Source organism: Eubacterium maltosivorans, from assembly GCF_002441855.2.
Lineage (GTDB): Bacteria > Bacillota > Clostridia > Eubacteriales > Eubacteriaceae > Eubacterium > Eubacterium maltosivorans.
Genome location: NZ_CP029487.1, coordinates 1,919,526 through 1,937,975, shown reverse-complemented (window position 1 = coordinate 1,937,975; position 18,450 = coordinate 1,919,526). Strand labels below are relative to the sequence as shown.

The following is an 18,450-nucleotide window of genomic DNA, read 5'->3' as shown; positions in this document are numbered from 1 at the left end:
GAGGACATGGAAGGTATGACCATCGGCATGTGCATGGACTATGTTTATGAATTCATTGAAAACAACAAGCCGGAAAAAGAGAAAAAGAAAAAAGTGCGCAAAGCGACACAGGCCGATTTTGACCGGTTTTAGAAGGGAGGGACAGCTATGGCAGGAAGCCGGATAAAAGGGATTAGTATTGAATTTAACGGCGAGACCAAAGGCCTTGATAAAGCATTGAAGAGTGTCAACGACCGTGCTGCCAAAGTCGGCAGTGAGCTGAAAGACGTTGAACGGCTGCTGAAATTTGATCCAGGGAATACAGAATTGATCGCCCAAAAACAAAAGCTGTTGAGTGATCAGATTGCCATTACCACGGAAAAGCTCAGCCAGCTTAAAAGCGCTGAAAGCCAGGTTGAAGCCCAGTTTAAAAGCGGTGAAATCGGCGCGGAACAGTACCGTGGGTTCAAGCGGGAAATCGAAGCGACCGAAAGCGCGCTAAACGGCTATATTAACCAGGTTACCGCAATGGTCTCCGAACAGGAGCGTCTGGCTACCAACACCAAACGCCTGGAAACCTTGTTTAAGGCAACGGATTCCAGTGTGGAGGACTTTGCGGATGTGCTGGGCACCCGAACCGTGAACGCCATCCGAAACGGAACCGCCAGCGCGGACCAGCTGGACGCCGCCATCAACAAAATCGGCAAGGCCGCCCTGGGATCCGATGCGGATCTGGGCAAAATGAAAACAGCACTGGACCAGGTGGATGATGGCAACAGCATTGATAATGTCCGTCAGGATCTGAGCAAACTTTCAGAAAGCGCCAATGACACCAGCGAACAGCTGGAGGATATGGGCGAGACATTGAAAGGACAGGCTCTGATGGATGCCGCCGATCAGCTCTCCGGCGTCGGAGACAAGATTATTGATATCGGTAAAAACGCCATGGAAACCGCCATGGAATTTGGGAACAGCCAGCAAAGTCTACAGGCAAATCTGGGCTTGACGGCGGATGAAGCCGAGGCGTTAAATGGCGTGGTAAAAAGCGTGTTTAAGGAAGGCATTACCGACTCCGTGGAAGAGGCTACCCAAGCCGTTGTTTTGACCAGACAGAATTTTAAAGACCTCAACGACACCGACTTGACGAACCTGACCAACCAACTTCTAACACTGTCAACTCGGACCGGCACCGACATGCAGGAGAATGTCCGAGGCACGAAGCAGCTTATGAATGCTTTTGGCCTGACCGCCGAGGAGGCCATGAATTTAGTGACCGCTGGCTATCAGAACAATCTGAATGCCAGCGATGACTTTATGGATACCCTGAACGAGTATTCGCCGCTTTTTGAGGAAGCAGGATTCAGCGCTGAGCAGATGCTTCAGATTCTAAAAAACGGCATGGATGGCGGCGCCATGAACACGGATAAGGTTGCCGACGCTGTAAAAGAATTACAGATCCGTTTAGGTGACGGGACCTTTGAAGCCAACATGGGGAATTTTTCGCAGGCCACTCAAGACACCTTCCAGGAATGGAAAAACGGCCAGGCCACGGTTGCCGATGTGGCGGCCAGCATTGGCGCCGATCTCCAGCAGATGACCCCGACCGAACAGCAGGCCGCTTTATCCGCTTTGTCCTCCCAATTTGAAGATTTAGGGATTGACGCGTCCGTGGCGCTTTTTGATATTGGCGACGCCTTTACCGATGTGAACGGAAAAGCGGATGAAATGGATGCGCGCTCACCCGGTGAAAAATGGCAGGGAAGCTTAAATACCCTAAAGACAGCCCTGGGCGAGATCGGTGAAAAACTGATGATTGTTTTTCAACCGTTGTTGGAGATGCTCTCAAAGGTGGCTGAATGGTTTGCAAATCTGCCCGGGCCCATACAGACCTTTATTGTTGTTCTGGGCGGAGCTTTGGCTTTGTTTACACTTTTGATGCCTTTAGTCGCATCCTTTGGCATTGTTTTGACAACTTTGGGCGGAGGACTTGGCGTTGCAGGTGCAGCAGCTGGCGGCGCATCCATTGGTTTTGGCGCCCTTTCGACATCGCTGCTGCCGATTATCGGGGTGGTGTTAGCCATTGTCGCGGCCATTACAGCGGTGATCCTCATTATCCAAAACTGGGGTTCTATCTGTGACTGGTTCAGCGAAAAAATTGGACAGCTCAGCAGTTGGTGGGGAGAGACCTGGAAGGGAATCAGCGACACGGCCAGCAGCTGGATCAGCAACGCCCAAGGCACCATACAAGGCTGGGGCGAAAGCCTGAGCAACTGGGCAAGTGGTGTCAAAGAAAGTGTTCAAAGTAAATGGTCGGAAATGTGCCAGGGGGTTCAAACCGCCACGAGTGCAGCCAAGGAAGTGAACAGCAGCCTCTGGGGCGCGCTGACCTCCTTTATGAAAGGCGATACCGAAGGCATGAAAAACAACCTCATGAATATTTGGAACATGCTGCCCGGCGGGATTCAGGAAAAGCTGGTCAACGCGTACAATGTGGTGCGCGATAAGTTCAACGCCATCAAGGACGCGGTGATCAGCCCGGTGCAGAACGTTGTGGATCGGGTGAGAGAATTTTTCGGAAATATAAAAGATATTTTAAGCGGTGAATTACCTTTTCCAAAAATTAAATTACCGCATTTTTCAGTTAACGGGAATTTCAGCCTGAACCCGCCATCTATTCCGCATTTTTCGGTGGACTGGTACGCCAAGGGCGGGATCTTAACCAAGCCGACCATCTTTGGCGCCAACGGTAATAAACTGCTTGGCGGCGGGGAAGCCGGGCCGGAAGCAGTAGCCCCGATCTCTGTGTTGCAGGATTATGTCAGGATGGCAGTTGCAGAAAGCAATGATGGTATATTAAAAGCCCTTGAAAAAATAACTGCCATGCTCCCGTTTTTAGGAGTGACGATTAATTATAATGAACCTGTCAAATCGCCAGCAGAACAAGCCCGACAATTTGAAAATCTTATGCGCGAGTTTGCAAAGTAGGAGAATGTTATGGAGTTTATATATGAAAATATCCGAGGCGATACCATTAAAATTGGTTCAAACAGCCCTTATATTCTTACAGAGTATGAGGGCTTCGATATGGCTGATATTGAAAAAAACACCAGCAAGGGCTACGGTCAAGATGGGGTGAGCATTCAAGCTGTAAATCTTGTGCCGCGCACGCCAATTATTACAGGAAGAATACAAGCAGATAATGCTTTTGAGCTGGAAGAAAGAAAAGAAGGGTTGCTCCGCGCGCTCCGTCAAAAAGAAAAAGGGACACTATTCTGTAAGCAAGCGAATTTTGAACGGAAAATTGAAGGAATTGTTGAAAAGGTAAAATTCACATATCAAAACAGCTGGATATTTCAACCCTTTTCGATTTATCTATATTGTGACGATCCATACCTTACAGATATTGCAGATTCCCGTATTGAACTGACAAGTTGGGAAGGGGGCTTAAGATTCCCTTTTTCGGTACCTTTCTCTCTAGCACATCGAGGTGCACCGACTGCCAAAGTTTATAACGATGGACACGAAGCGGTGCCGGTAACGATTTTGTTCAAAGGACCAGCAGATAAACCAAAAATTGAAAATATCACAACAGGAGAATTTGTAGCTGTTAATAAAGCTTTACAAGATAATGAAACGTTGTATATTAGTACAGAATATGGAAAAGAATATATCGAAATAGAAAGAAACGGTGTTAGGACCAATGCATACAATTACATTAATCTTAGAAGTGCGCTGGATATGACCCTGGCACTAGGTGATAATGTTTTAAAATACAGTAGCGGGAGAAGTGATATGACAAACGCAGTAGAAGTCCGGTATAAACGCCGATACCTGGGAATCTAACAGAAGGAGGAAAACAAATGGCAGAAAGAAGCGGCTTTTTTAACGAAAAAGAATACACTCAAGATGACTTGACGGCTTATTACAAGAACAGCTTTATGTCCGGCATCCGGGTCGAGGAAGACGGCACCATGAGCTATAAGGTCACTGCGGGCAGCGGCAATGTTTCGGTTGCGCCGGGATACGCAAATGTCTGCGGTATTTTTAACGAATTGACCACCCCAAAGACGTTGACAGTGCCCAAACCTACGAACTATATGCGCATTGACCGCGTTGTGGTCCGCCTGGACTACAGCGCTATGAACTGCCTGGTGGTGCTCAAGCAGGGCACAGAGGCCAGCAGTCCACAGCCACCTACACTGCAGCGGGATGGTGTGCGCTATGAACTATCTCTTGCACAACTAAAGGTGGGATTGACCGGCGCCATCACAGTGTTGGATGAACGTCCCTATAAAGCCCTCTGCGGTGGCATGGGGCCAAGAAATCCCACGGAGATGAACACTTGGTTTCAGAACTTCCAGGAGGTCGTGGAAAAATGGTTCCGAACCCAGCAGGGCACCGGATGGCGGAAGATTTTTGAGATTAACGAAGGCGAAAGCTTTCCGGACGAAGCGGAGGCGGGTGCCTTATGCCGGGTTTACAAAAAATAACCAGCGTTCGCTTTTTTAACAAAGACTTGGAGATGATTGGCGAGGTAAGAAATTATACCTCGCTTATTTTTATACGTCGTTGGGAGACTTTTGGGGAATTTGAGCTTCATACTAAAATACAACGACCCGATCTGTTTCAGCAAGGCAATTATATCATGCTGGACAACGACCCTTATCGCAGCGGCATAATTTTAGAACATAATGACGACACAGATGGATATGGGGTCAACAGCCTTGAAGACATCACAATAAAAGGTTTTTCGCTTTTATACAAACTTTTCGGACGGTGGACAATTCCTCCCCCAGCCAACAACGGCTATTATATTTGGAACAGTAAACCTGTTGAGGATATTATGTATGATCTTGTTCGGGATTCAGCAGTAAACCCGACAAATAACAAGAGAAAAATTCCACATCTTGTTTTAGGAGAAAATAAGCACCGAGGCGAAAAATTAACGTATCAGAGCCGACTAAAACGTGTTTCTGATGAACTAAATGCGCTGTCCCTTCAATCCGGTCTTGGCATTAGTGTTAAATTAGATGCTGAAAATAAGTTGCTTGTTTTTGAAGTTTTAGATGGAATTGACCGAAGTTATGCGGAAGATAATCCAAATAGTTATGTGTTTTCAAAGAAAAACAGGCGAGTAACCAAAAGAAAGTATAGCTATACCGCAAAAGGAATGGCCAACATGGCCTACGTTGCCGGGCAGGGAGACGGTGAAGAGCGGGAAATTGAAACGATCAATGATGATCTAACCGGGGATGACCGATGGGAAACATACATTGATGCAAGAGACGTCGAAAAGGAATCAGAAGAATCGGAGAGCAACACCACTCTGGCAGATAGAGGGCGTGTTAAACTTGCTGAAATGTCCGCGGCTGAAAGCTACGAGTTTGAGGCCAACCCGATCGATTACCGTGAGCTTTGGGATTTGGGGGATATTTGCACCTTTTATGATCCTGAAAATGGCGGCTATATGCTTTTTGAGATTGTTACGGAGATACGGGAGGTTTATGAAGGAGATGCAGTTACGGTTCAACCAACCTTTGGTCATACATCTGCCAGCATAAGTCAGAGTATTTCTGCTGCGAACAGTAGCGGCACTACAGAACGGGCTGGGCTTTCAGCTAAATTTAAAGTAATCTTTACAGAGTATGCAGAGATTCAAACGCTTGTGGCAAATAAAGCGGACATCAAAGACCTGACCGCCATCACCGCCACCGTTGAAACCCTGCGAGCCAAAACCGCAGAAATCCAGGTGCTGGTGGCAGACAAAGCCAGCATCGGCGATCTGAATGCCGCTACGGCCCGGATTACCGAGCTGGAAACTGACACAGCCGATATTCGAAAAGCCATCATTGACGTGGCCCATATCGGGGACCTGACCGCCATCACGGCGGATATTACAAACCTGAAAGCCGGTATCGCTGACATTGACACGGCCATGATCGGCAAGGCAGACATTGACCTTGCCAACATTAAGAATGGCTGTATTACCACCGCGATGATCGGCACAGGGGTCATCGGTACGACACAGATTGCAGACGGTAGTATTACCGATGCGAAAATCGTAGGTTTAACAGCGAATAAGATCACCGCCGGGCGGCTGGACGCTGCCCAGATCGAGGTTGTGAACCTGAATGCGGCGAATATCACCGTCGGCACCATCAACGGGGTGCAGATCGCCCCTGGGGCCATCACAGGGGATAAGCTGGCGCAGCAGGTCAACGATCAGATCACAGGGGCGGCTAGTGCCGCACAGCAGGCCCAAACCACCGCTGACGGCAAGAACAAGATTTACTATCAGAACACCCAGCCCGGACTTACGGGCAACAAGAAAGGCGATACCTGGTTTGATACAGCAAACGGCTATAAGGCCTATGTTTGGGACGGGACAAAATGGTCTGCCAGTCCTTTTGGCTCGGGCGCCCTGTCGGATGCCGTAAACAGCAGTATCACGACGGCAGGCAGCAACGCCAGTACCGCCTTAGCCAATGCGGCGGCAGCCAAAACCGCAGCCGATCAGGCCGCGAAGGATGCACAGACAGCACAGAGCAATGCCAACGCGGCAAAGACAGCCTCAGACCAGGCCGCAAAAGACCTGGAAGCCGCTGAAAAAAATCTGGCAGCGGTTACCGGCAGAGTGGATGCCACAGAGGAAGAAATCGCCGCCGCCCAAGCCGCCGTTACGACAGCCCAGAACAAGGCCAATGCAGCAGCTCAAGCAGCCGCTTCGGCCCAGACCAAAGCCGACAGCGCCTATACGTTTGCGGATCAGGCGAAAAAGGCAGCGGCCACCGCCCAGACCAGCGCGGATGGCAAAAATACCGTCTTCTACCAGACCGCACAGCCACCGACCACCGGAAGAAAAACAGGAGACACCTGGTTTGATACCGATGATGGAAACAGGATTTACCGTTGGGATGGCAGTAAGTGGACAGCCGCGCCATTTGGCACAAACGCCATTGCGAATGCGGCCATAACCAACGCTCTGATCGCGAACTTAGACGCGGGCAAGATCACAACGGGCAACTTAGCGGCGGCAAGAATCGGCGCTGAAAGCATAACAGCCGAAAAACTGGCGGCGGGGTCGGTCATTGCTGGCAAGCTCGCAGCCAACGCGGTGACAGCTTCGACCATTGCCACAGGCGCGATCAATGCAGACAAACTGGCAGCTAACTCGGTTATCGCTGGCAAAATTGCCGCCAATGCGGTTACAGCAGGCACTATTGCCGCGGGTTCGGTCAACGCGGATAAACTGGCGGCGGGCGCAGTGACAGCGGATAAGTTGGCGGTGGGTGCTGTCACGGCCGATAAGATTGTCGCCAATGCCATCACGACAGCTAAAATCGCTGCGAAAGCCGTCACGGCCAATGAGATTGCAGCAGGTACCATCACCGCAGCCCAGATCGCAGCCAACGCCATCACAGCGACACAGCTGGCAGCTGGCGCAGTGACCGCAGCCAAAATCGCAGCAGGACAAATCACCGCGGACAAAATCGCAGCAGGGGCCATTACCGTAGACAAGTTCTATGGTACGGCCATTACATCCAAAAACTACGTTGCCAACAGCGCCGGGATGAAAATCAACCTAGCGAATGGCACGATTGACACCAAGAATTTCAAGGTAGACAGTGCCGGAAACGTTGCAATGACCGGGACGCTGACCATGCAGGGCGCGCAGTCCATGACCGTTAAAAACGCTTCAGCATCGCTCGTCGGGACCGTGGCTTTTAAAGCCGTCAGTGGCCAGACATGGAGTCCAGGGGCGTTAAATGTGCTTGGGAAAGACCTCCTGCACCTGGCAGCTGGGGACGCCTCCACAACAAAGGCTTTTGTCGAAGGCTATGTGGGCGGTTATAATCTGTTTGAGATGGGGCGGGAAGGCAGCAATTATGGCGTGTGGATGGGAACCAGTGCCGCCGCTAGAATTGGCGTGAGCAATGCGCAGTCCCCACAGGTTTATGCCGAGGGATGTACAAAAATTGTGAATTTCACCGTAGCCAGCGGGTTTTCAAAGCCATCCGGTGAACTGAACAACATTGTTTATAACAGCATGGGTAAATTTTGTCTGTTAAGCTTCTCGCTTACCGGCAATGTTGCCGCAGGCACACATACTAAAATATTGACCGTTCCAGCGGGCTATCGTCCACCGGGTCTAATTTTTTCAGCTGGCGTCGGTGGTGTCTATGGATGGTTCCAAATCAAGCTTCAAGCCGATGGTGGTTTATACGTATGGCACCCAAGCGGAATGACCTCATTCAGAGGAACGATTTTATATTATTTATAACAGGAGGAGCAAATGGCAAGAGGCATTAAAGATATCCGCTATGAAATCACCGATTTTTCCCTTTCCGAAAGAGGTGATCCTATGTGCAAGTTTTATGCGATTCTGCATAAAAACACACCAAAAGAGATGGAGATCGGGCGGAATATTATGGACACAGAACTCTATAAAGAAAACAGAGAAACAGCAATCAACGACCAGGCAAGCTTCGAGAACGAAGTCTTTGCTTTTCAGGATCAATTATTAAACCAGGAGGAAAACTAAAATGTTAGAAGGAAGAAGTAGAACCATTAACCTTGTTGAGTATTCAAAAATCGGAGAAGACCGTGTCTGTCAGTTTTATGCCAATATTAACAGCGATGCTCCAGAAACAATGGATATGGGGCGCTCTATTTTAAACCAGGAGCTCTACAAAATCAATCGGATGCAGGTCATGAAAGACCAGGCGGACTTTGAAACATACGCATATAATATCCAGGATGAAATGATCGCAGAGAAAAACAATAGTCAGGAGGTTACAGAATAATGAATACTATCAAAATGACCAACCAGGAAATCATCAACCATATCAACCAGATCAGTGAGATTATCGACGTGCGTTTACCCGCAAAGGCTTCATATGCTCTAAATAAAAACAGAAAGGCCTTTATTAAAGAATATGACTGCTATTTTGAGGAATTCACCAAGCTTCAGGAAGAGTACCCAGATGGTGGGGATACTTATCAGAAAGAGCTTATTGATCTATTGAGCATTGAAAGTGATGTGCCCATCCATACCGTACCAGAAGCCATTTTAGAAACAGCCACCCATGACTTAAGCCTGGAAGTGTTCCAGGCCCTTGAATTCATGCTGGAGGAATAAAAGATGCCAGTTAAACAGTACACCGAATATGAAAAACAGACAAACGGAGACTGGACAGAGCAGAATCCGAAAACCAACGCCTCAATGGTAGCAGGTCTGGAACTGGAATCTTTCAGTGTCACAAAAGCCGTTTCATCGGATACCTTGGTCTATGACGCTTTTATGATTAAACCTCTGGGTGTTTGTGTCATTAATTTTGACCTTCGTGCGATCAACGCAAAGCCTGCTCAGGAGCATAACCATTACTTTACCGTCCCTGAAAAGTACCGCCCAAGCCTTCAAGTTTTTAATGCTGGTGTTGGCGGTGTCTACGGTTGGATACAGATCCGCATTGATCCCGATGGCAAGGTTTATGGTTGGGGAAAAGAAGGGGCTACCACACCGCGTGGCACCTTAATTTACAGAGTTTAACAGTGGGGCCGGGAGGCCCTTTTAATATGCAGAAAGGAGGTAAGGGCCAATGACCGAGTGGCAGGTTTTCGGCATCATCGCAGCGCTGGTAAGCTTTGTTGCAATTTTTGTCGGGATCGCCTACAGCTACGCGAAAAGCACGACAGAGTTAAACGTGACACTGAAGGAGCTACGGAAATTTATTGATGACTTTAAAGAGTCCAACAGCAAAAGCCATCAACGCATGTTTGAATGGCTGGAGGAACATGATGATAAGTTTGTCGATCATGACAAGCGCATTACAAAACTGGAGGAAAAAGAGAATGAACATTAACTGGAAAATACGATTAAAGAGTTTACCGTTTTGGGCTGGCATGTTGTCGGCCTTGGTTGTTTTCGGGCAAAGCGTTGTGCCGCTGTTTGGCTTGACCATTGACTTTGGCCCGATCCAGGACGCGTTTAATGCAGTATTGATGCTTCTGGCGGCTTGGGGGGTGTTGGTAGACCCGACCACGCCAAAAACGGCGGATAGTGGCGTCAGTCTGGCAAAAATGAGTATTCAGGAAACAGCCAAAGATGTATTAGAAAATAAGGAGGAAAAATAAAATGTTAAACGGTATTGATATCAGCGCATGGCAGCGAGGGATTGACACGGCGGTCATCCCTGCGGATTTTGTGATTGTAAAAGCCACGGAAGGGCTTGACTATGTGAATGGCGACTGTGACCGCGCTTACCAGCAGGCCAAAGCGGCCGGTAAAAAGCTGGGGGTGTACCACTTCGCGGACGGGAACAGCTCTGGGACAGCTGAAGCAGATTTCTTTGTGGACAATGTGGCTGGCTATATCGGGGAAGCGGTTCTTGTTTTGGACTGGGAAACCCATACGGTTACTCGCGGGCCGGGATACGCCAAAGAGTTCTTGGACAGAGTACAGGCCCGGACGGGTATTAAGCCCATGATTTACATGTCCGGATCCGTGGTCAACGAGTGGGATTGGAGCGCCGTTGTAGCGGGAGATTATGGCTTGTGGGTGGCCTATTACAGTACCGACAGCTGCGATGGCTACTGGCCGGACGCGCCCATGTACCCCATTTCGGATTGGGCGGATGCCGCCATGCTACAGTACACTTCCAGCGGCTATCTACCTGGTTGGGGTGATCCCTTAGACTTAAACGTCTTTTACGGCGATCACGCTGCCTGGGACGCTTACGCAGGTGGGGGAACGGGTGTAGCACCACAGCCACAGCCAGCACCGGCACCAGAAGCGCAGGAAAACGCCCAGAATACGACTACCTATATTGTTCAGAGTGGAGATACCCTATCCGGTATTGCGGACCGATACGGAACCACCTACCAGCATTTAGCGGCGATCAACGGCATCACTGATCCGGATTTGATTTATCCGGGTGATGTGATTGTGATCGATGGGGTGGCGTCTGGCAATGGGCAGACTTATACGATTCAGAGCGGCGATACGCTTTCTGGTATTGCTGGAAGGTTTGGCACCAGTGTAAGTCATCTAACCATATTAAATGGGATTGAAAACCCGGATTTGATTTATGCTGGGGATACAATCAGAATTAATTAGTATTGGAAGGTCAGCCTTTTGGGTTGGCCTCTTTTTTATTGATTTATGTTTCTTTTTATAGTAAGATTTAATCTATAATTTAAAAAATACTAAGAGGGTATGATGGATAAATCTGAAAATAAAAGTTTATTCTTTTTTAAAGCTTTGGCATGTTTTTGCGTTGTTACAATTCATTTTCGTTTACCTGGCAAATTTGGAGAATTATTTTTTGTATTCTCAAGATTTGCTGTCCCTTTTTTCTTTATGATATCTGGCTATTTTAGTTTTTTTGAAAATAAAGACAAGGGAATTATTGTTATAAATAGGCGAATTAAAAAGGTGCTATTTTTGACAGCGATTAGTTTTTTCTTTTATTTCTTTGTGAATATAAGTGTAAAATTATATGAAGGTTCATTTCCGATCTGGGTAAACACTTATTTTTTAAATGTAAAAAGTTATATATATTTATTTGTTTTTAATTGGACAACTCCTATTATAGGCGTTGGGAGTATCTGGTATTTATTCGCAATACTTTATGTATATATAATATATAAAATTATTCTTAAGCATAATTTACATAAGATTTTTTATGTTTTGACACCTGTGATTTTGGGGATTGTTCTGATTGTTGAGTACCTACAATTCAAAAAAGTAATTAATATAAATGAGGTATATTACCGGAATTTTTTGTTAACGGGTTTGCCGTTTTTTATGCTTGGAAATATGTTGAGAGCAAATTTAAAAAGCAGAGAAAAATATAAAAAATACATGCCGTTGCTTATTGTCATGGTAGTTATTCTTTTAGTGCTAACAATAAATGAATACAAAGTCTTTGGTACATCATTTAGTTTTTATTTTAGTTCAATCCTATGGGGACTAGAATTTTTTATCATTTCGATCATGCACCCTAGCATATTTGATTTTAAATATCCCTGTATAATTGGAAAGATGTACTCAACCGATATTTATATTATACATTATTTTTTTATAATTCTTTTTAATCTTTTTTTGGTGAAATTTCAAATAATTTATAAATTTGGAGCTATTTTTATTTTCCTTTTATCTTTAATAGCTAGTATTGGGTTTAACAAATTTATGGAATTAAGAAAAAAACGTATTGAGATATAGGTTTTAATTTTGACCAGTGTTTTTTGTTTTAAATTTTTATTGCCGGGTATAAATCTACCAGAACAGCATACCTCTTACTTAATTGAGTAACATACTCAATCTCCCCAACTTTTCCTTTTTTAGAGCTCTCGGTCCTTTGGATCGGGAGTTTTTTTTATCTTTGCGCAAAAAATTAAACAACTAAAAAAATTATATAAAGTATTGACTTTATATATATAATAACGTATTATGTGATAAAATAGGGGGGTGTAAAGTATGTCAAATGAACAGATTAGTATTATAGTTACAATTATTAGTTGTTTAATTACAATTATTGGATTTCTTCCATTGGAAATTAGATCAAAAAAGATCAAGCGTCTAAAATGGATTATTGCATGGATTGCAGCTTGTAGTAGCTTTGTATTACTTGCGTTTTTGTTGATAAACAGTAACAAGGAAATTGAGATTTCTATCTCGTCTCCAAATGTAACAACAATAGAGGAAGGTAGAGAAATAGTATATGAAGTAAAATATCCTAAAAAACTTCAAAAAGTTATAGAAACGGATCCCAATGAAGTTCTTAAAATACATACAAAAGGATTTAATTATTCTCATATAGCTTATAATTTTATTGATGAAGAAAAAGTACAAGTAACTCTATATGGTGTAACAAGTCGTTTTGATTCTAATGATTACAACAATAATAGCATAGATTTATTAGCAAACTTTGACTCTAAATACAAAATAACTGTAAAAAAGGCAGATGTAACGTTTTCCATAAAGCCAAGGCCTATTGTAGTAGTTAGTTTCGATGAAAATGAAATACAATCAATAAAACCTGGAGACTCATTGACTTTTCATTTGTATGTAAACGCAAGTAAAAGTCATGTAGAAAAATATGGTCAGATATCAGATATAAATTTTAAAAATGTTTATGTAAATGAGAATTCAGATATTACTTACGAGGATGCTTCTTTAGGCGAGAAAGTTAATGATATTTATCCTATTACACTTAATAACGTAAACTTTAACGTTACTTCAGAAAAAGAGATAAGTCATTGGCTTTTATTCAAATGCAAAATCTTTGATTCATTATCAGAAATGGAATATCCTATGTTTATAGCAAAGCCAAATTAAATTATAACAGTATGAATTTTAGCGGCAATCATCCATATTGAACCTGATATTAGCTAAGACACGTTTTGTAGCGTGTCTTTTTTTCAACAACATGGATACTTCGTCAACCTGGATTACGGCGCAGGTCTGGAGGTGGATGGCATCTGGGGCAGCGCCAGCAATACCACCTTTGGCAGCCACAACGTCCGAGAAGGTGAAACCCAGTACATGGTCACCGCTCTGGAAATTCTACTGCTGCTTAAGGGGTATGATCCGGGCGGTGTCGAGTGTCCGGGAGTCTTTGGCGGCGGCCTGGGGAACTGCGTGGAAAGCTACCAGGGTGACAACGGCCTGGGGGTGGACCGGATCGCAGGCCGGGAAGTATTCCTTCACCTGATGGATGTAGAGGCCCAGCCTGTTATAGATGTGACCGATTTGCCAAACTTCGGACCCGATGAGTTCAAGTGCGAGTGCGGGTGCGGCGGGGACATCAAACCAGAATTAAAAGTCATGATCCAGAAGCTTCGGGACTACCTGGGCGATCCAGTGACCATTACCTCTGGTTTCCGTTGCGCTTACCAGAACGCCAAAGATGGCGGCGTTCCAGACAGCCTGCATATGGACGGAGAAGCTTGTGACCTGTACTGCTCCGGACATTCAGTGGATGAGGTGGCAAATGCCGCCCTGGCCGTTGGAATCCCAGGCGTGATCCGGTATTATTCCAGCCAATTTGTACATGTGCAGCTGTGGCCACGGGATACCGTTGGGGATTAATTCTCAAGAAAATCTCGCGATAAAACGGCAAGAAATAACCGTTTGTTTAGGGTTTCTCATATAAATCTCGTGTATTCAAGCTGACCTTCGGTCAGGTACTTTAGAACTTAAGGAAAAATAGTGAAAATGTGATATAATATAAAAAGAAACAGGGACACCGGCAACGGCCAGCCCCTAAGTTTTAGGTGTTAGACCGCTATGCGTTTGTGGTTAGGCGTTAGCGGTCTTTTCCATTTTTAATAAGCTCAAGAATAAACCCAATCATGATTAAAATCAAGATTAGCTGATTACTATCCATAAGCCTCACCCCATTTCTGGGGCTGGATTTGACCGCGCCAGTGCCACAAGGGCCGGATGCCCCTGTAAAATATATTGTAACATATTGTGACCATAAGAACAATTTGGGCTGTTTATATTTTACAGTTAGACCGTGATAGCCCTAATAAATTTATATTGTCTTATACAAATAAAAGAGTTGCTACTATTATATATTATAGAAGAAAAAAGAAAAAAAGGCCGAAAAAATCCAGCCTTTAAAAAATGATATTGTACCTTGCTTGTCGTACTTTGTCGTACCATACATTCAAACCCGCTATTTTAGGCCATTTAATATTGACTGGCAGTCAGAAGGTCAGGGGTTCAAGTCCCCTTGTCTCCACCATTTTGATTTTAAGGACCGTCATAGACGGTTTTTTTTATTTTTTGATTACCATTTGCAAAAGCGGGTCATCTGATCGACAAAAAATTGATTGATGATAACATTGTCATTATTTACCTTAAAATGGAAAAAGCCCTGTAATTCATCAATATAATCAAGTGTGTGTGTATCAGTGGCAATATTAATAATGGCCGCTTTTTCATCAGGTATATTTTCTTTAATACGGTCTCTGTATTCTAAATATAATTTTTTAGCGTAGTCTTGAGCATTTGGCGATAATTTTCGGTATTGCATTTTTTTATTCTCCTTTCAAGTTTTAAATCGTCTGTTTTAAGCTGATTATAGGTTTTATGCGGTAAGATAATCGAAAATTGATTCGGAGAGCATAAGCGTCTTGTTATAATTTATATCCTGTTTATAATGAAATTAACTTGTTTAAGCGAAATTAAGAATTAAACAAGTGCGAAGGAGGCTTTTATGATTATCAGTGCCAGCCGGAGGACAGATATTCCTTCTTTTTTTTCTGAGTGGTTCATTAAAAGGTTGGAAGAGAAATATGTTTATGTTCGAAGTCCTTTTAATTTCAAACTAATTTCGAAAATCAGTCTGTCTCCTGAGGTCATTGACGGAATTGTTTTCTGGACTAAAAATGCTGTTCCGATGATTCCAAAACTTAACAGATTAGGAGCGCTTCCTTTTTATTTTCATTGGACAGTAAATCCTTATGGGAAAGATATTGAGCCATACCTTCCTTCGAAAAATGATACTTTAATTCCAGGATTTAAAAGATTGTCAGATAAACTGGGAAATGACAGAGTGATCTGGCGTTATAATCCAATTGTTTTTACTGGAAAATATACCGCAGCATACCATCTTTACTATTTTGAGAAACTGTCAAATAAATTAAGTGGTTATACGAAGCGTTGTATTGTGAGTTTTTTGGATTACTATGAAGATACAAGACAAAATATGTGTGGTCTCGGACTAACAGACAAAACAGTTATGGAGAAAATAGAGCTGATCAGTAAATTTGCAGATATTGCTCAGAAATACCATATTAGCTTGGAAATCTGTACAGACAGTCAAAAACCAGTAGGGATTAAAAAAGCCTGCTGCGTCGATAAAGCGATTTTTGAGAAGATACAGGGATACCCAATAAGTCTGGGGAAAGACCCAGGACAGAGATCAGAGTGCAGATGCATGGAAAGTATTGATATAGGAATGTATAATACCTGTGGTAACGGCTGTCTTTATTGTTATGCTAACCACAGTAAGGGAAAACTTCTGTATCATCAAAAGCACCACCATCCTGACAGCCCCCTAATTGTTGGTAATGTGGAAGAGGATGATGTTATCAAGGAGAGAATCGTATCGTCCGATAAAGAACACCAGATAAGATTCTTGATCAATTAAAAACCTCTGCGCTGAATCGCGCAGAGGTTTTTTAGGTTGGTGTTTTTATCATTTGATGGATATAAATCAACAGCAAAATTGAGAGCACAAATTCTGGAGTGAATTTTTTAATTAAAGCATTTAAACGGAAAAGGGGCATATCCTGTCTTGCACCCACAAATAAAACATAGAAAGTAATAAAATCAAGAATGGTTGTTGGTTTGTAATCAATGGGACAATCTTTAAAAGCATCTTTAATGGTGCTTTCTTTTTTAATCAATGATAGATTGGCTTTGGTCAAAGCGTTCAAAGCATTGAGTAAGGCTGGCAGGAATTGATCCATTGTGTAGTATTCCATTCTTTTTACACCGAGTGATTTACCAGCAATTTCTAATAATGTCATCAGAAGCGGTTCATCCTCAGGGTAATTTGTGCTTCGAATAATAGCATTAATAGCTGCCAAAATTGAAGGTTTATCTGAATCGGCAGGGATGCTGAGCAGATGAGCTACCTTTTCACGGGAAATTTTGTCCTGTAGAGGTGTTCCGATAAAGCGGTCAAGCCGGTCATAGAGCTTTCGCTGGCGGCTCATATCAAAGTAATAAAATTTTCCTCTTGCCACTTTAAAAGTCTTCAAACAGTCGAGATGTCCCATTGTAATATTGTTCAGGATCGTTTTTTGATCAAATTCAAGCGTCATGCCAAGATATTCGGAATTATTGATGACCTTGAGATTGATATCTTTGTTTTTAATTTTCTGTTTAACGCCGAGAGCTGGAAATTCAACAGAAATAATGTCATTATAGCCATTTTCGGCCATAAAATTTATGGGGACATTATCATAAAATCCACCGTCAAGATAAGTAGTGCCGTCAATTTCCTGTTTCTGAAAAACCGGAAAGGCAGCGCTGGCAAGCAAATAGTCAAGCAATTGTCCCTCGGGAATGTCCTCAATCATTAATTTGATTGGGGAGAGTGTATTCAAACGAACCGTTACAAGCCCGAGACGTATTGAGGATTTGCGAATGGCCTCTTCTGATATAAGTTTTTGAAGGTTTTCGCGTAAGGGCGTAATATCAAACCCACCATGAAACAAATCATTTAAAAAAGATAATCTAAAAAAGTCAAAACTGGTTTTAGACCATTGCTCAACATATTTATTGGTCATATGCGTATTGAGATTAAGGACTTGATTAATGGTCAGATTTGACCAGAAGTCAAGCGCCTTGTCAAAGTCATTTTGGGCGATAACCGCAGCGTTTAAAGCGCCTACAGAGGTTCCGATCACACAAGGAGTATGAATGTTCATTTCACGAAGAGCCTGCCATACGCCAATTTCGAAAGCACCTTTTGTTCCGCCGCCGCTAAGGACTAAACCATATTCTTTCATACTAATTCTCCTGTCCTGCTATAAAAATGGGTAACGGGTGGTATTGGTATACAGGCTGTTGGTAATCCTGTTAATTAAACTGTGCCCTTGAAAAACAGCCAGACCGATTACTGGAAGCACAAAGATCATGATGATACCAAGTGCGCCAAAAATAATACCAAGAATGGCAAACTGAGCAGGGGCATTTTCCCTTTTTAATTCCTGATAAGATAGGATACCGAAAATGATGGCGCAGACACCAATCCAAAAACCGCCACCGGCAAGGCTGGAAAGCATTGAAAGAACGCCGAGACAAAATGACAAAATGGCCCGGGGATTTTGAGAGCAGGGTTTTGTCATGGGAATATCAGTGTAATCTGGGGCTTTATCTCTTAAAGAGAACCAGAAAAACGGAATGGTGACTGGGAAAATGATACTCAGCACCAGATAAAGAGTTGTGTTTTTGGGGTTATAAATGCGGTAAAGCCAGTAATAAGCTGAGTATTCGTAGATAGCGGTCAGAATACAGGCAACAAACAGAAAAATCCATCCAACAAAAGGAATCTGTGTCATTGTATTGCTTAAAAGTATGACAACACCAGATAAAAGCGGCAGTATCACAGCAGCATATGGAATATGAAGTGAACCGATGGATACTTGGTCGTTAATCAGCGCGCCTAATAAATATTGGTTGGCCATTGGAATCCAGGCAATCCACGGATAGCGCAGATTTCTTTTTTTGGCAAGTGTGTAGAGGCTTATACCTTTAAAAATATAGGCGATAATGGCAAAAACACATGCAAATATCAAAATACAGAGACAGATTACAATAATAATGCCAATGAAAGCACCCAGGGCGTCATAATTGTAAAAAGAATCACCGAAATCGTAATAATCATAATAGTAATCCATTGGTGAACCTCCTTTAAATAGATCTTAAGTTTATTGTAATGTATTTTA

At 43.8% G+C, this 18,450-nt stretch carries 19 protein-coding genes; 16 read left to right on the top strand and 3 right to left on the bottom strand.

The window, feature by feature from the left end; genetic code table 11:
* Positions 1–6 precede the first annotated feature (6 nt).
* The 15 genes from CPZ25_RS20985 to CPZ25_RS09205 all read left to right on the top strand — a co-directional run bounded on the left by CPZ25_RS20985 (position 7) and on the right by CPZ25_RS09205 (position 14,071).
* Complete coding sequence (locus CPZ25_RS20985; RefSeq protein WP_279230358.1) at positions 7–132, top strand: hypothetical protein; 126 nt, start codon at positions 7–9, stop codon at positions 130–132.
* A 15-nt stretch (positions 133–147) separates the two neighbouring features.
* Complete coding sequence (locus tag CPZ25_RS09270; RefSeq protein ID WP_096920274.1) at positions 148–2,964, top strand: phage tail tape measure protein; 2,817 nt, start codon at positions 148–150, stop codon at positions 2,962–2,964.
* Between the two features lie 9 nt (positions 2,965–2,973).
* Positions 2,974–3,822: a phage distal tail protein gene (locus CPZ25_RS09265; RefSeq protein ID WP_096920273.1), complete on the top strand. Its 849-nt coding sequence runs from the start codon at positions 2,974–2,976 to the stop codon at positions 3,820–3,822.
* A gap of 17 nt (positions 3,823–3,839) precedes the next feature.
* On the top strand, positions 3,840–4,469 hold the full coding sequence (locus tag CPZ25_RS09260; protein WP_096920272.1) for a hypothetical protein: 630 nt from the start codon (positions 3,840–3,842) through the stop codon (positions 4,467–4,469).
* Positions 4,448–8,260, top strand: a complete 3,813-nt coding sequence (locus CPZ25_RS09255; RefSeq protein ID WP_096920271.1) for a Gp37-like protein — start codon at positions 4,448–4,450, stop codon at positions 8,258–8,260. The genes CPZ25_RS09260 and CPZ25_RS09255 overlap by 22 nt, the downstream gene beginning before the upstream one ends.
* A 12-nt stretch (positions 8,261–8,272) precedes the next feature.
* On the top strand, positions 8,273–8,521 hold the full coding sequence (locus tag CPZ25_RS09250; RefSeq protein ID WP_096920270.1) for a hypothetical protein: 249 nt from the start codon (positions 8,273–8,275) through the stop codon (positions 8,519–8,521).
* Between the two features lies 1 nt (position 8,522).
* Positions 8,523–8,783: a hypothetical protein gene (locus tag CPZ25_RS09245; protein ID WP_096920269.1), complete on the top strand. Its 261-nt coding sequence runs from the start codon at positions 8,523–8,525 to the stop codon at positions 8,781–8,783.
* On the top strand, positions 8,783–9,118 hold the full coding sequence (locus tag CPZ25_RS09240) for a hypothetical protein (protein WP_096920268.1): 336 nt from the start codon (positions 8,783–8,785) through the stop codon (positions 9,116–9,118). Before CPZ25_RS09245 ends, CPZ25_RS09240 begins: the two co-directional genes overlap by 1 nt.
* Positions 9,119–9,121: 3 nt before the next feature.
* Positions 9,122–9,529, top strand: a complete 408-nt coding sequence (locus CPZ25_RS09235; protein WP_096920267.1) for a lipocalin family protein — start codon at positions 9,122–9,124, stop codon at positions 9,527–9,529.
* A 49-nt stretch (positions 9,530–9,578) separates the two neighbouring features.
* The gene (locus tag CPZ25_RS09230; protein WP_096920266.1) at positions 9,579–9,842 is read left to right on the top strand and encodes a hypothetical protein; all 264 of its coding nucleotides are present in this window, start codon (positions 9,579–9,581) and stop codon (positions 9,840–9,842) included.
* Positions 9,832–10,113 (top strand): phage holin, encoded by a 282-nt coding sequence (locus CPZ25_RS09225; RefSeq protein WP_167495202.1) that lies wholly within the window; start codon positions 9,832–9,834, stop codon positions 10,111–10,113. The genes CPZ25_RS09230 and CPZ25_RS09225 overlap by 11 nt, the downstream gene beginning before the upstream one ends.
* A gap of 1 nt (position 10,114) precedes the next feature.
* A complete protein-coding gene (locus CPZ25_RS09220) occupies positions 10,115–11,095 on the top strand; it encodes a GH25 family lysozyme (protein WP_096920264.1) in 981 nt (326 codons plus the stop codon).
* Positions 11,096–11,197: 102 nt separating this feature from the next.
* The gene (locus CPZ25_RS09215) at positions 11,198–12,202 is read left to right on the top strand and encodes an acyltransferase family protein (RefSeq protein ID WP_207670850.1); all 1,005 of its coding nucleotides are present in this window, start codon (positions 11,198–11,200) and stop codon (positions 12,200–12,202) included.
* A 255-nt stretch (positions 12,203–12,457) separates the two neighbouring features.
* Positions 12,458–13,318: a hypothetical protein gene (locus tag CPZ25_RS09210; RefSeq protein ID WP_096920262.1), complete on the top strand. Its 861-nt coding sequence runs from the start codon at positions 12,458–12,460 to the stop codon at positions 13,316–13,318.
* A 72-nt stretch (positions 13,319–13,390) separates the two neighbouring features.
* Entirely contained in the window at positions 13,391–14,071 is a 681-nt protein-coding gene (locus CPZ25_RS09205; protein WP_133067090.1) for a D-Ala-D-Ala carboxypeptidase family metallohydrolase, read from the top strand.
* 706 nt (positions 14,072–14,777) lie between these two features.
* Here CPZ25_RS09205 and CPZ25_RS09200 read toward each other — a convergent pair.
* A complete protein-coding gene (locus CPZ25_RS09200) occupies positions 14,778–15,023 on the bottom strand; it encodes a hypothetical protein (protein WP_058693566.1) in 246 nt (81 codons plus the stop codon).
* Positions 15,024–15,206: 183 nt separating this feature from the next.
* On the opposite strand from CPZ25_RS09200, the gene CPZ25_RS09195 reads away from it, so the two are divergent.
* A complete protein-coding gene (locus CPZ25_RS09195) occupies positions 15,207–16,142 on the top strand; it encodes a DUF1848 domain-containing protein (protein WP_096920260.1) in 936 nt (311 codons plus the stop codon).
* Between the two features lie 31 nt (positions 16,143–16,173).
* Here CPZ25_RS09195 and CPZ25_RS09190 read toward each other — a convergent pair whose 3' ends face one another.
* Positions 16,174–17,511, bottom strand: a complete 1,338-nt coding sequence (locus CPZ25_RS09190; RefSeq protein WP_207741431.1) for a patatin-like phospholipase family protein — start codon at positions 17,509–17,511, stop codon at positions 16,174–16,176.
* A gap of 18 nt (positions 17,512–17,529) precedes the next feature.
* Positions 17,530–18,402: a DUF4190 domain-containing protein gene (locus CPZ25_RS09185; protein WP_096920259.1), complete on the bottom strand. Its 873-nt coding sequence runs from the start codon at positions 18,400–18,402 to the stop codon at positions 17,530–17,532.
* Positions 18,403–18,450: the final 48 nt, after the last annotated feature.